Below are 12,925 nucleotides of genomic sequence, written 5' to 3'. Positions count from 1 at the left end.
CCACGCTCACGCCGTCGGCAAAATCCGCCGACTGCTGTTTTTATCCTTGTAGCCGAGGATCGAAGCGCCGCTACCCGGGCGAGACACCAAACGCCTGCCTGAAGCGCTCGGCATAAACAGGCCAGACCTCGGGATTGATGATGCGCGGCGGGCGCTTGCCGTCGAGCGTCTCCAGCACCTGCTCGGCGGCGATGCGGCCCATGTTCTGGCGCGCCTCGACGGTGACGCCCGCGGTGTGCGGGCTCGCCAGCACGTTGTCGAACTGCAGCAGCGGATGCTCCGGCGGCGGTGGCTCCTTGGACCAGACGTCGAGGCCGGCACCCGCGATCCGCTTGTCGCGCAGCGCCCCAAGCAGCGCATCCTCGTCGTGAATGAAACCGCGCGCGGTCGTGATGAAATAGGCGTGCGGCTGCATCAGGCCGAATTCGCGCACGCTGATCATGTTGCGGCTACCCCTGTTCAGCGGGCAGGAGATCGAGACGAAGTCGGCGCGGCGCAGCAGCTCGTCGAGCTCGACCTTCTCACCGCCACGCTCGGCCATCACCTCTTTCGAGAGATAGGGATCGTAAGCCAGCACCGTCATGCCCAGCAGACCCTTGCACAACGCCGCGATGCGGCGGCCCACATTGCCGAGGCCAATGATGCCGACGGTTTTGTGCTCGACCTCGTTACCGATGAGCTCATTGCGGTTGACGTTGGATTCTCTGCGCAGCTTGCGATCCGACTGGATGATGCGCTTGGACAGCGTCAGCATCATCGCCAGCGCGTGCTCGGCCACCGAATGCGCGTTGCCACCGGACTGGTTGACGACCAGCACGCCCGCATCCGTGCAGGCCTCGACGTCGACGGGATCAAAGCCCGCGCCATTGCTGGAGACCAGCAGCAGGTTCGGCGTGCGCTTCAGGAACGCGGCGTCGACGTGGAAATGTGGCGCCAGCTCGTCGCGGGCAGCGCCAATCTGGTAGACATGCGCCGCACTCAGGGTCGGGGCGTAGAACTCTTCAGGACTGTCGTTCTCGATGCGATCGAGCCGGACGTCGGGCCGCGCCTTCAGGATGTCGATATAGACGGGACTGGCAAGGTATTTGACATAGAAGACGCGCTTGCTGTTGGCTGACATCAGGACCCTTCCGGCTCTCTCATGGAGACCCGCAAGCTCAGCGCAATGCGCGCCCCCTTCCCGCGTTCTCCCCGCTTTCTCATTGCCCCGCTTATGACATGGCGGTGCTGGCTATGGCAGGCCGTCTGGCGCAGATCACGGTGTCGGCCCGGACATGTTGACAATCCCGCCCGCTCCGTCAAGTTCGGCCGATCGCTGCGGCTGACAAGGAAGAAGCATGCGTGGCTGAAGGGAGAGCGCGATGGCGATTGCGGAACAGCAGACCTCGTCCCAGGTGACGCAGGCGTCCGGCGACAGAAGTTGGCATGGCATCGTCCTGGATACCCTGAAGCGGAACGAGATCAGCCTCATCCCCTATGTGCCCGACCGCGTGCTGACGCCGCTGATCAAGAGTTTGCACGCCGATCCCTTCTTCACGACCTTTGCCACCGCCCGCGAGGAAGAGGCGGTGGGCATCGTCTCCGGCGCCTGGATGGGCGGACGCCGCGGCGCGGTGCTGATGCAGACCTCGGGCTTTGCGACGCTCGCCAATACGCTCGCCTCGCTCGCGGTGCCCTACCAGATCCCGCTGATCATGTTCGTCTCCGAGCGCGGCACGCTCGGCGAATTCAACTACGGCCAGTCGCTGGTCTGCCGTACCATGCGTCCGGTGCTGGATTCGCTGGCGCTGGAGCATCACACGATCACCCGGCTCGACGAGCTCGAATTCATCGCGGACCGCTCGATCAAGCAGGCCGTCACCACGCAGGCGCCGGTGGCGCTGATCCTCAATCCGCTGCTCACCGGCGGCAAGGTTTTCGACAAGTGAGCCCGGTCATGACCACGCGCAACACCAAGGTGATGAACCGCTTCGATGTGACCTCGCGCCTGATTGCGAAACTCAAGCACGAGGAAGCGGTGATCGGCGGCATCGGCAACACCAATTTCGATCTCTGGGCTGCCGGCCACCGCCCGCAGAATTTTTACATGCTGGGCAGCATGGGCCTCGCCTTCCCGATCGCGCTTGGCGTCGCACTGGCGCAGCCCGAGCGCCGCGTGTTCGCGCTCGAAGGCGACGGCTCGCTGCTGATGCAACTCGGCGCACTCTCGACCATCGCAGCCTTGAAGCCGAAGAACCTCATCATGATCGTCATGGACAACGGCATCTACCAGATCACCGGTGCGCAGCCGACGCCGGCCGCGGGCGTTGCCGATCTCGTCGCAATCGCCTCGGGCTCGGGCCTCAGCAACAGCGCCTGGGCTGCGGACGAGGAGGATTTCGAGCGGCTTGTCGACGAGGCCATGGCGGTCGACGAGCCAAGCCTGATCGCGCTGCGCATCGACGACAAGCCTGGCGTCGGCACCACCCGCCGGGATCCCGTGCAGATTCGGGAGCGCTTCATGCACGGTCTTGGCGTGCGCCAGCCGCTTTAGGCCTTCGTCATCAACGAGAAGCCCCGCGGAACGTCCGCGGGGCTCCATTTCTAGTCGCCTGCTTTGCCGATCAGTCGATGATCTTGACGACGCGGCGCGTGCGCGGCTCGACGATCACGCGGCGATCGTTCACGACCGCATACCGATACTGCGTGTAATTCGGCACCGGGCGCAACACCACGGTATCAGGCAGCGGTTCGCCGACCACGACGCGCTCGTGCACCACGACGGAGTCGTCGCGCGGGATGCCGCCAAGAATCGCATTCGGAATTTCAAGGCCGGCGCCGACGGCCGCACCGACAGTGCCGCCGACCATCGCACCGACCGGGCCGCCGATGTCGCCGCCCGCACGCGCACCGTTCGCTGCGCCTTCGGCGGTCGTCGACTGAGCAAAGGCTGCACTCGACGCCAGCAGCGACGCGGCAGCCAACGAAATCGCAAAACGGGTTTTCATGTCCTGATGTCTCCAGTGATTGTTATGCGCCATCAACCGCGGGACCGGATCATTGTTCCGGTTCCCGCATGATGAAACACACATCAGCACGGGCGACTGTTACGGCGTAACAGTTCAGGACGCAGCGATCTCGTGGCCTGCCATGAGTTCCAGGGCGCGTATCATTGCAGAATGATCCCAGCCCTTGCCGCCATGCGCGGTGCAGGACGAGAACAATTGCTGCGCCACTGCTGTGCTGGGCAGCGACAGGCCAAGCGCACGCGCGCCTTCGAGCGCGAGATTGAGGTCCTTTTGGTGCAGTTCGATGCGGAAACCTGGATCGAAATTGCGCTTCACCATGCGCTCGCCATGCACTTCGAGGATCCGCGACGAGGCGAAGCCGCCCATCAGCGCCTTACGTACGAGCGCGGGATTGGCGCCTGCCCTGGACGCAAACAGCAGCGCCTCGCTGACCGCCCCGATCGTCAGCGCGACGATGATCTGGTTGGCGACCTTCGTGGTCTGACCGTCGCCATTGGCGCCGACGTGGGTGACGTTCTTGCCCATCTTGTCGAAAACAGGCCTCATGGTGCCGAAGGCCCGCTCGGGACCGCCGACCATGATGGTGAGGCTCGCGGCCTTGGCGCCGACCTCGCCGCCCGACACCGGCGCATCGAGATAGTCCGCGCCGAGCGCCGCGATCTTCTTCGCAAACTCCTTGGTCGCCAGCGGCGAGATCGAGCTCATGTCGACCACGATCTTGCCTTTGGAGATGCCGCCCGCAACGCCGTCCTGGCCGAACAGCACGGCTTCGACGTGCGGCGTATCCGGCACCATGATGATGACGGCATCCGCCTCCTCCGCGACCTCCTTGGCCGATTTACACGCGATGCCGCCGGCGGCGATCAGATCCGGCGCGACAGGCGCGACGTCATGCAGGAGAACGCGATGGCCCGCGGCCAGAAGATGGCCGGCCATCGGCCGTCCCATGGTGCCAAGTCCGATGAAGCCGATGTCGATCATGTCAGATGTCCTCAGGTCTCGAAAGTCTGCGCCGCGTGCCAGGACAAGCCTTCCAGCGTCGTGGTGCGCGGCTTGTATTCACAGCCGATCCAGCCGCGATAGCCAAGCGCGTCGAGATGGCGGAACAGGAAAGGATAATTGATCTCGCCGCTGCCGGGCTCATTTCGGCCCGGATTGTCGGCGAGCTGGATGTGCGCGATCTCCGGCAGATATTTCTGCATGGTGCGAGCGAGATCGCCCTCCATGATCTGCATGTGATAGATGTCGTACTGGACGAACAGATTGTTCGACCGCACCTCGGAGATCAGCTGCACTGCCTGCTCGGTGCCGTTGAGAAAGAAGCCCGGAATGTCGAGCGTATTGATCGGCTCGACCAGCAGCTTGATGTTCTCGCGCGCCAGCGTCGAGGCCGCGAAACGCAGGTTTCCAACCAGCGTTTCCCGCAGCTCGCGCGGATCGGCATTTGCAGGCGCGATGCCGACGAGGCAGTTGAGCCGGTCGCAATCGAGCGCCTTGGCATAGTCGATGGCGCGGAACACGCCATCGCGGAATTCAGCAGCGCGATCGGGCATGATCGCGATGCCGCGCTCGCCGGCGCCCCAGTTGCCGGCGGGCAGATTGTGTAGAACTTGCGTCAACCCGTGGGCTTCGAGCTGCTCGCGCAACAGCTCCTTGTCGAAATCATAGGGGAAGAGGTATTCGACCCCGGCAAAACCGGCCGCCTTGGCAGCAGCGAAGCGGTCGATGAACGGCATCTCGTTGAAGAGCATGGTCAGGTTGGCGGCGAATTTCGGCATGATGCGCTCCCTTATTCTGCCGGCTGCAACACGCGCGCGACCCCGACCTCGTCGAGCGGGAGGTCCAGCACCTCCTCGAACTCGACGATGTTGTCGATCTCCGTCCCCATTGCGATGTTGGTGACGCGCTCGAGGATGAACTCGACCACCACGGGCACGCGGTGCTGCTTGATCAACTCGCGTGCGGTGGCGAATGCCGCCTGCGTGTCCCCAGGGCTGGTGACGCGGATCGCCTTGCAGCCGAGCCCCTCGGCGACGGCGACATGGTCGACGCCGTAGCCGCCGATCTCCGGCGCGTTGATGTTCTCGAACGAAAGCTGGACGTGATAGTCCATGTCGAAGCCGCGCTGCGCCTGGCGGATCAGGCCGAGATATGAATTGTTCACGACGACGTGGATGTAAGGCAGATTGAACTGCGCCCCGACCGCGAGCTCCTCGATCAGGAACTGAAAGTCGTAATCACCTGACAACGCGACGATCTCGCGATCCGGGCACGCCGCGCGCACGCCCAGCGCCGCCGGCAGCGTCCAGCCCAAAGGCCCCGCCTGCCCCGCATTGATCCAGTTGCGCGGCTTGTAGACGCCGAGGAACTGCGCACCAGCGATCTGCGACAGGCCGATCACGGAGACGTAGCAGGTATCGCGGCCGAACGCCTCGTTCATCTCCTCATAGACGCGCTGCGGCTTGATCGGAACGTTATCGAAATGGCTCTTGCGCAGCATGGTCTTCTTGCGGTCACGGCAGGCCGCGGGCCACGCCTGGCGCTCGCGGAGCCTGCCGGAACGTCGCCACTCCCTGGCGACGGCAACGAAGAGCTCGAGCGCGGCCTTCGCGTCCGAGACGATGCCGAGATCAGGATTGAACACGCGCCCGATCTGGGTCGGCTCGATATCGACATGCACGAAGGTGCGGCCCTTGGTGTAGGTCTCGACCGATCCGGTGTGACGGTTGGCCCAGCGATTACCGATGCCGAGCACGAAGTCCGACTCCAGCATCGTGGCGTTACCATAACGGTGGCTGGTCTGAAGGCCGACCATGCCGGCCATCAGGACGTGATCGTCGGGAATCGCGCCCCATCCCATCAGCGTCGGCACGACAGGCACGTTCGCGATCTCGGCGAACTCGACCAGCAGCTCCGAGGCATCAGCATTGATGATGCCGCCGCCCGCCACGATCAGCGGCCGTTCGGCGGCGTTGAGCATCTCCAGCGCCCTCTCGATCTGCTTGCGCGTTGCAGTCGGCTTATAGACCGGCAAGGGCTCGTAGGTCTCGTCGTCGAACTCGATCTCGGCAAGCTGCACGTCGAGCGGCATGTCGATCAGCACCGGCCCTGGACGGCCCGACCGCATCACATGGAAGGCCTGGCTGAACACACGCGGCACCAGCGCCGGCTCGCGCACCGTCACGGCCCATTTGGTCACGGGCTTCGCGATCGACTCGATGTCGACCGCCTGGAAATCCTCCTTGTAGAGCCGCGCACGGGGCGCCTGTCCGGTGATGCAGAGGATCGGAATGGAATCGGCGATCGCCGAATAGAGTCCGGTGATCATGTCGGTGCCCGCCGGCCCCGATGTGCCGATGCAGACGCCGATATTGCCGGCCTTGGCCCGGGTATAGCCCTCGGCCATGTGGGAGGCGCCCTCGACATGGCGCGCCAGGATATGACGGATCGAGCCGCGCTTCTTCAGCGCCGAGTAAAGCGGATTGATCGCAGCCCCGGGGACGCCGAAGGCCGTCGAGATGCCTTCCTTCTCCAGAATGCGCACGGCCGCATCGATAGCTCGCATCTTCGCCATATCGGACCTCGCTCGGTTTAAGTCAGCGAGCGAGATCATCGGGTGCGTGGAAGCCGATCTCAACGAGATGGAAATTATTTTCCACGATGCGGCAGCTGCGAGAAAACCACATCCGGCTCAAGCAGTTAGACCGAAAAATACGTGAAAGAAAATACGTCAAGGAAGATCATTCGAAGAGCGGCGCCAGCTCCATCTGCGGCACCAGCACGAGGCCCTTGTCGGTGATGCGAATTTCCGGAATGACCGATAGCGGAATCAGGTTGAAGCCCATGTAGGGGATGGTGCAACCCGCCTCCGCCCATTCCTTCTTCAACACCTTGACCTCCTCGGCCACCTCGGTGACGCGCTTGTCGGACAAGAGGCCGGCGATGGGGAGGGGGACCAGCGCCCTCACCTTGCCATCAGCGACGACGCAGACGCCACCCTGCTGGGCTTTAATCGCTGAGATCGCGACCTGCATATCGCCCTCGTTGGTTCCGGCGACGATGATATTGTGGCTATCGTGGCCGACGCTGGACGCGACCGCGCCGCGCTTCAGGCCAAAATCCTTCAGCAAGCCATGAGCAACGTTGCCGGCCGACTTGCCGTGCCGTTCGACCACCGTGACGAAGCACAGGCCGTAACGCGCAAACAGCGACGGCCAATCCTTCGCGGGCTCGATCGCGACTTTCTCATGAATCAGCGTAATGCCCGGCAGCGCGGTCTTGATCGCATTGACGGTGCAGGCCTTCGCCGGCAGCTCCGGCGTAAGCTTCAGCTTGTCCGACAGCTTGACGGTCGCATAGGCCGCCTTGGGATATTGATAGCGCTGCGACAGCGCTCGGTCGAGAAGCGGCGTAATCTTGCCGTGCTCGACCACGAACTCACCGCCATACCAGGTGCATTGCGGCTTGAGCTGATCGTCCATCAGCACGAGATCGGCACGGCGGCCGCCGCCGAGCCCGCCGATGTCGCCGTCCATGTTGAAACGCGTGGCGCCGTGCAGCGAGCCCATCGACCAGGCCTGCTCCGGCGACATCCCCGCCTTCACGGCCTCGCGCACCACCCAGTCGAGGCCGAAGAGCAGCAGATCGTCGGCATCGCGGTCGTCGGTGCAAACAGCAGTCCGCTTGTGCGAGGCTCCAAGCTCGGTGATCGTCCGGATCGCCTGCGGCAACGAATGCCACGGCGTGGTCGGTGGTCCGCCGCGCAAAAACACCCAGACGCCGGCGTCGAGCAGATCGTCGGCAATGTCGCGATCGATCGCTTCATGGGTGTCGGTGACACCGGAGGCTGCGTAGGCCGCGACGAATTCGCGGCCGTAGACATGGCCGGACACTGGCCGCCCGCGCTTCAAGGCCGCCGCGAGGATAGCGTGGCTGCGCTCGTCGCCCATAGTCACGGGGACGAAATCCATCTTCTCGCCGAGTGCGACAGCTTCAGGCCAGCGATCGAACAGGCCGGCGATCTTCTCGGGCGTGAGGTCCCCGCCGGCGGTCTCGAGCTCCGCCGAGGTCGCCGGCACCGTGCTCGGCACCGTCAAGAAGATCGAAAGCGGCGCCTCGCGAGCGTCCTCCAGCATCGCCTCGACGCCGGCAACGTCCATGACGTTGCCGATCTCGTGGCTATCGCAGAAAATCGTGGTGGTACCGTTCAGCAGCGCGGCCTCCGCGTAGGCGCAGGCCGTCACCATCGAGGATTCGATGTGGATGTGCGGATCGACCAGCCCCGGCGCGAGGATGCCCCCAGCGGCGTCATACTGCGGCACATCGTTCCAAGCCTTCTTCGCCGTGCCTGACGGCTTCACCGCGGCGATGCGGCCCGCGGTGATCCAGACCTCCCGGCCCGGGTGGATCCGCTCCGAATAGGTCGAGAGCACCCGCGCGCCCGTGATGACAAGGTCGGGCGCGATACGCGCGGAGGCGACATCGGCGAGACGCCGTGTCATCGTATGCAGTGGCGCGACGGCAAACCGGGTGAGTTTGGTCATTAGAACCCTTGCGTGGCTTTACACCCCCACAATCGTTACGCTCTGCGCCATAGCGGGCAAGCTCAAATATAGCAGCACGCCTGCTTAAGCTGTAGGCGGCGAACCGCCGGCTGTCCCCCACCTCGCAGATCTGCGCGAGTTCCATCTCTCGGTCGTGGTGCAGTGGCGGGTTTGACCCAAATCCGCTCCCTTAACTCACCCCTGTTTCATCGCCGGCACGACGCCGCCGAGCACCGCCGTGAGCTCCGCCGCGACCTCCCGCACCACGCGGCCGATCTCCGGCAGCCGCGCATCGGTGATGCGGCTGGTCATGCCGGACACCGAGATCGCGGCAAGCGGCTCAGCGAGCGCACTATAGACGACGGCGGCGACGCAACGCAGACCGATTTCCGCCTCCTCGTCGTCAACGGCAAATCCCTGTTTGCGAACCGATGCGAGCTCCTTGAACAGATCGCCCGGCCGCACGATGGATTTTTCCGTCAACCTCGGCATGCCGTGATGGCGAATGACGGCGCTGACGTCCTCGTCGGAATAGGTCGCGAGCACCGCCTTGCCGACGCCCGATGTCACCATCGGGACGCGGCCGCCGACCTTGGTCAGCGAGCGCATGATCTCGCGGCTCTCCATGCGGGTCAGCACGATGATGAACTCGTCGTCGACCACAGCAAGATTGGCGGTCTCGCGGGTGAGGTCGCGCAGCCTGCGCAAATAGGGAATCGCCTGCGCGGTAAAATTGCGCCGGCGCGCAAAGCTTGCGCCCACGGTAAAGCTGCGCACGCCGACATGCCATTTGGATTCGACACGGTCGAACTGCACGAAGCGGCGGCTTTCCAGCGTCGCCAGCAGGCGATGCACCGTCGAGGCCGACAGGCCGGTGCGGACGGCGAGATCGCTGAGGCGATAGCCTTCGTCGTCCTCAGCCAGAGTTTCCAAGATCGACAGCGCACGGTCGACGGATTGCACGCCGCCGTCCCGGTCGGCCTCGGATGCCGATCGTGGCTCGATGGATTTACGCCGGATCACGTTCTTGCCCATCGCGACCTGCCGCTTCGGCTGGCGTCATTCCGGGGCGCGCATGAGCGCGACCCCAGAATCTCGAGATCCCGGGTTCGACGCTTCGCGACGCCCCGGGACGACAGGAGAGTTAGCCTAGAGCAGGCCCGCGCCGCGGGCCCACTTGTACTTGGCACCGAGCACTTCGACTGGAAGCTCGGTCGAGTAAGCATAGGCCGGAATGCCGTTCTGGTAGAGATATTCGGCGGCCTCCTCAACCTCGACGTCGCCGGCGAGCGAGGCGACGATCGGCTTCACAAACCCCTTGGCCTCCATCTCCTTCTTCACCTCGACCATATTGCGGGCGAACACCATCGGCGGCGTGACGATGGTGTGCCAGTAGCCAAGGATCAGCGAGTGGATGCGCTCGTCCGACAGACCGAGCTTCACCGTGTTGACATAGGTGATCGGCGGCTCGCCGCCGGTGATATCCACGGGATTTCCAGCGGCGCCAAACGGCGGGATGAACTTGCGGAAGGCCGCATCGAGATCCGGCGGCATCGACATCAGCGACAGGCCGTTGTCGACGCAGGAATCCGACAGCAGCACGCCCGAGCCACCGGCACCGGTGATGATCAGCACGTTCTCGCCCTTCGGCGTCGGCAGCACCGGCACGCCGCGGGCGAATTCGAGCAGCTGACGCAAGCTGCGCGCACGGATCACGCCCGATTGCGCCAGGACGTCCTCATAGATCTTGTCGTTACCCGCCAGCGCGCCGGTGTGCGACGAGGCCGCCTTCGCGCCCGCCGAGGTGCGGCCGGCCTTGAGCACGACGACTGGCTTCTTCTTGGAGACACGCTTGGCGGCTTCCGCAAAGGCGCGGCCGTCCTTGAGGTCTTCGCAGTGCTGCGCGATCAGGTTCGTGTTCGGATCCTGCTCGAAGAAGGCGAGCAGATCATCCTCGTCGATGTCGGATTTGTTGCCGAGGCCGACGATCGCCGACACACCCATTTTCGCCGAGCGCGAAAAACCGATGATGGCCATGCCGATGCCGCCCGACTGCGACGACAGCGCTGCGTGCCCCTTGACATCGTAGGCTGTGCAGAAGGTCGCGCACAGATTCGCCGGCGTATAATAGAAGCCGTAAATGTTCGGCCCCATCAGGCGGATATCGTACTTCTTGCCGACCTCGACGATCTCGGCCTGGAGTTCCGGCGCGCCGGCCTCCGCGAAGCCCGACGGGATCAGCACCGCGCCCGGGATTTTCTTCTCACCGCATTCGGTAAGCGCCGCCGCCACGAACTTCGCGGGGATTGCGAACACCGCAGTGTCGATCACGCCGGGCACGTCCTTGACGCTCTTGTACGCCTTGTAGCCGAGGATCTCGGATGCCTTGGGGTGGATCGGATAGATCTCGCCCTTGTAGCCGCCGTTGATGAGGTTCTTCATCACGGAGTTGCCGATCTTGCCGTCCTCAGCGGAGGCGCCGACAACGGCGACCGCCTTCGGCTGCATGATGCGGCTCATGGCTGCGACAATCTCTGCGGTCGGACGCGGCTTCGGCTTCGGCACATAGGCGAAGTCGACGACGATGCGCACGTCGGCCGCGATCGCGTCCTTCGCGGTGGCGAAGACGGGGTTGAGGTCGAGCTCGACGATCTCAGGGAAATCGGTCACGAGTTGCGAGACCTTGACGATGACGTCAGCAAGCGCCGTGCGGTTCACCGGCTCGCCGCCGCGTACGCCCTTCAAAATTTCGTGTGCCTGGATGCCATCGAGCATCGACAGCGCGTCTTCCTTGGTCGCGGGCGCGAGGCGGAAGGTGACGTCCTTCAACACTTCGACCAGCACACCGCCGAGGCCGAAGGCGACCAACTTGCCGAACGAGCCGTCGGTGATCGAACCGACAATGACTTCGGTGCCGCCGGCCAGCATCTGCTGAACCTGGATGCCCTCGATCTTGGCGTCCGCCTTGTACTTCTTGGCGTTGCCGAGGATGGTCTCGTAGGCCTTCTCGGCATCCTCGGCCGTCTTGACGCCGACGATGACGCCGCCGGCCTCGGTCTTGTGGAGAATGTCCGGTGAGACGATCTTCATCACGACCGGGAAGCCCATCGAGGACGCCATCCTGCCGGCCTCGCCCGCCGACTTCGCCACGCCCTCCTTCGGCACCGGAATGCCATAGGCGTCGCAGACCATTTTGCCTTCCGGCGCGGTCAGGCTGGTGCGGTTATCGGCCTTGACCTGGTCAAGGACCCTGCGGACGACGTCTTTGGAATTGGACATGAGCTTCTCCCTTGACCTTCAGTTCTTGCTTTGCAAAGCGCGCGTGATGCGGCTGCCGTGATACCTGCCGTCGACGCGCTCTGTTCCATCCAGCGGAACGGAGCGGCGAAATGCCTTGATGAGTCCGCCAGCTCTGGATCATAAATCACTGACGATGGCATTTGGTATGCCAGAAGCCAACTTGTCAAGTCACAGCATCACCCAGAACGCCGCAAAAAATAGCCGGCTTGACATTCTGGCATGTGGTATGCCAAAAACTTTCCGGTAAATATTCCTGTAAAAGACGACTCCCACTGGAGGAGAATCGTCGTGTCACTGCGGAAAACAACCAAGGCGTTGCCGAACATGGCCGAGGCAGACATCGCAATCGTTCGTATCGCCCCGGAGAGCAGCTTCAAGAACAAGGCGTATGACGCCTTGAAGGAAGCCATCCTCAGGATGGACATCTACTCGACGCCCGAACCGGTGATGCTGGACGAGCGCGCACTGTCCGAACGCCTGGGCGTCAGCCGTACGCCGATCCGCGAAGCCATCGCGATGCTGGAGCAGGACGGTTTCGTGAAGACCGTGCCGCGCCGCGGCATCATGGTGGTGCGAAGGACCAAGAGCGAGATCGTCGACATGATCCGCGCCTGGGCGGCGTTGGAGAGCATGGCGGCGCGCCTCATCACCACCACCGCACGCAAGAAGGATATCTCGGCGCTGCGCGACTTCTTCAAGGACTTCGGCAAGGACCGCCTGCCCGAGGACCACGTCGAGGAATATTCGCGCGCCAACATCGCCTTCCACCAGTCGCTGATCTCGTTGTCGGAATCCCCTGTTCTTGTCGATCTCACCAACGACCTCTTGCTGCACGTGCGCGGCTATCGCCAGCTGACCATCGGCCGCAAGGACCGCATCGCGGTGTCGCTGCCCGAGCATCTTGCCATGATCGAGGCGCTGGAAGCGCGCGACACCGAACTCGCCGAGAAGCGGGCCCGCGACCACACCCTTGGGCTTGCCGCTTACGTCGAAGAGCACGGTCAGGAACTGTTCACGTAACTCTTCACCTAGCAACATTCACCAGAAGGGCGAAGCACTCGCCCCGTATCCTGA

Annotated in this window: 11 protein-coding genes; 3 read left to right on the top strand and 8 right to left on the bottom strand. The window is 63.7% G+C overall.

What is annotated here, in order from left to right:
* Positions 1–70: 70 nt before the first annotated feature.
* Positions 71–1,120 (bottom strand): hydroxyacid dehydrogenase, encoded by a 1,050-nt coding sequence (locus ACVIIW_RS22310; RefSeq protein WP_456702693.1) that lies wholly within the window; start codon positions 1,118–1,120, stop codon positions 71–73.
* A gap of 241 nt (positions 1,121–1,361) precedes the next feature.
* On the opposite strand from ACVIIW_RS22310, the gene ACVIIW_RS22305 reads away from it, so the two are divergent.
* The gene (locus tag ACVIIW_RS22305) at positions 1,362–1,928 is read left to right on the top strand and encodes a thiamine pyrophosphate-binding protein (protein ID WP_456702692.1); all 567 of its coding nucleotides are present in this window, start codon (positions 1,362–1,364) and stop codon (positions 1,926–1,928) included.
* Between the two features lie 8 nt (positions 1,929–1,936).
* Positions 1,937–2,533, top strand: a complete 597-nt coding sequence (locus ACVIIW_RS22300) for a thiamine pyrophosphate-dependent enzyme (protein WP_456702691.1) — start codon at positions 1,937–1,939, stop codon at positions 2,531–2,533.
* A gap of 70 nt (positions 2,534–2,603) precedes the next feature.
* Here ACVIIW_RS22300 and ACVIIW_RS22295 read toward each other — a convergent pair whose 3' ends face one another.
* From ACVIIW_RS22295 to ACVIIW_RS22265, 7 genes are all read right to left on the bottom strand, one after another.
* Positions 2,604–2,987, bottom strand: a complete 384-nt coding sequence (locus ACVIIW_RS22295; protein WP_092226691.1) for a DUF1236 domain-containing protein — start codon at positions 2,985–2,987, stop codon at positions 2,604–2,606.
* Between the two features lie 114 nt (positions 2,988–3,101).
* Positions 3,102–3,989 (bottom strand): 2-hydroxy-3-oxopropionate reductase, encoded by an 888-nt coding sequence (locus ACVIIW_RS22290; RefSeq protein WP_456702690.1) that lies wholly within the window; start codon positions 3,987–3,989, stop codon positions 3,102–3,104.
* Positions 3,990–4,000: 11 nt separating this feature from the next.
* Positions 4,001–4,786: a hydroxypyruvate isomerase gene (gene hyi, locus ACVIIW_RS22285; RefSeq protein WP_456702689.1), complete on the bottom strand. Its 786-nt coding sequence runs from the start codon at positions 4,784–4,786 to the stop codon at positions 4,001–4,003.
* A gap of 11 nt (positions 4,787–4,797) precedes the next feature.
* Positions 4,798–6,582: a glyoxylate carboligase gene (gcl, locus tag ACVIIW_RS22280; protein WP_456702688.1), complete on the bottom strand. Its 1,785-nt coding sequence runs from the start codon at positions 6,580–6,582 to the stop codon at positions 4,798–4,800.
* 166 nt (positions 6,583–6,748) lie between these two features.
* Complete coding sequence (locus ACVIIW_RS22275; RefSeq protein WP_456702687.1) at positions 6,749–8,551, bottom strand: adenine deaminase C-terminal domain-containing protein; 1,803 nt, start codon at positions 8,549–8,551, stop codon at positions 6,749–6,751.
* 195 nt (positions 8,552–8,746) lie between these two features.
* Positions 8,747–9,586 carry an IclR family transcriptional regulator gene (locus tag ACVIIW_RS22270; protein ID WP_456702686.1) on the bottom strand — a complete coding sequence of 280 codons (840 nt, stop codon included), beginning with the start codon at positions 9,584–9,586 and terminating at the stop codon, positions 8,747–8,749.
* A gap of 114 nt (positions 9,587–9,700) precedes the next feature.
* Complete coding sequence (locus ACVIIW_RS22265; RefSeq protein ID WP_456702685.1) at positions 9,701–11,830, bottom strand: acetate--CoA ligase family protein; 2,130 nt, start codon at positions 11,828–11,830, stop codon at positions 9,701–9,703.
* Positions 11,831–12,139: 309 nt separating this feature from the next.
* Here ACVIIW_RS22265 and ACVIIW_RS22260 point away from each other — a divergent pair, with 309 nt between their 5' ends.
* Entirely contained in the window at positions 12,140–12,871 is a 732-nt protein-coding gene (locus tag ACVIIW_RS22260; protein WP_456702684.1) for a GntR family transcriptional regulator, read from the top strand.
* Positions 12,872–12,925 lie beyond the last annotated feature (54 nt).

Source organism: Bradyrhizobium sp. USDA 4449 (assembly GCF_054056275.1).
This window is presented reverse-complemented; position numbering and strand designations above follow the sequence as displayed.

Coding starts and splice junctions, on each gene's coding strand:
- ACVIIW_RS22310 (WP_456702693.1), bottom strand. CDS start 1,120: ATGTCAGCCAACAGCAAGCGCGTCTTCTATGTCAAATACCTTGCCAGT.
- ACVIIW_RS22305 (WP_456702692.1), top strand. CDS start 1,362: ATGGCGATTGCGGAACAGCAGACCTCGTCCCAGGTGACGCAGGCGTCC.
- ACVIIW_RS22300 (WP_456702691.1), top strand. CDS start 1,937: ATGACCACGCGCAACACCAAGGTGATGAACCGCTTCGATGTGACCTCG.
- ACVIIW_RS22295 (WP_092226691.1), bottom strand. CDS start 2,987: ATGAAAACCCGTTTTGCGATTTCGTTGGCTGCCGCGTCGCTGCTGGCG.
- ACVIIW_RS22290 (WP_456702690.1), bottom strand. CDS start 3,989: ATGATCGACATCGGCTTCATCGGACTTGGCACCATGGGACGGCCGATG.
- hyi (WP_456702689.1), bottom strand. CDS start 4,786: ATGCCGAAATTCGCCGCCAACCTGACCATGCTCTTCAACGAGATGCCG.
- gcl (WP_456702688.1), bottom strand. CDS start 6,582: ATGGCGAAGATGCGAGCTATCGATGCGGCCGTGCGCATTCTGGAGAAG.
- ACVIIW_RS22275 (WP_456702687.1), bottom strand. CDS start 8,551: ATGACCAAACTCACCCGGTTTGCCGTCGCGCCACTGCATACGATGACA.
- ACVIIW_RS22270 (WP_456702686.1), bottom strand. CDS start 9,586: ATGGGCAAGAACGTGATCCGGCGTAAATCCATCGAGCCACGATCGGCA.
- ACVIIW_RS22265 (WP_456702685.1), bottom strand. CDS start 11,830: ATGTCCAATTCCAAAGACGTCGTCCGCAGGGTCCTTGACCAGGTCAAG.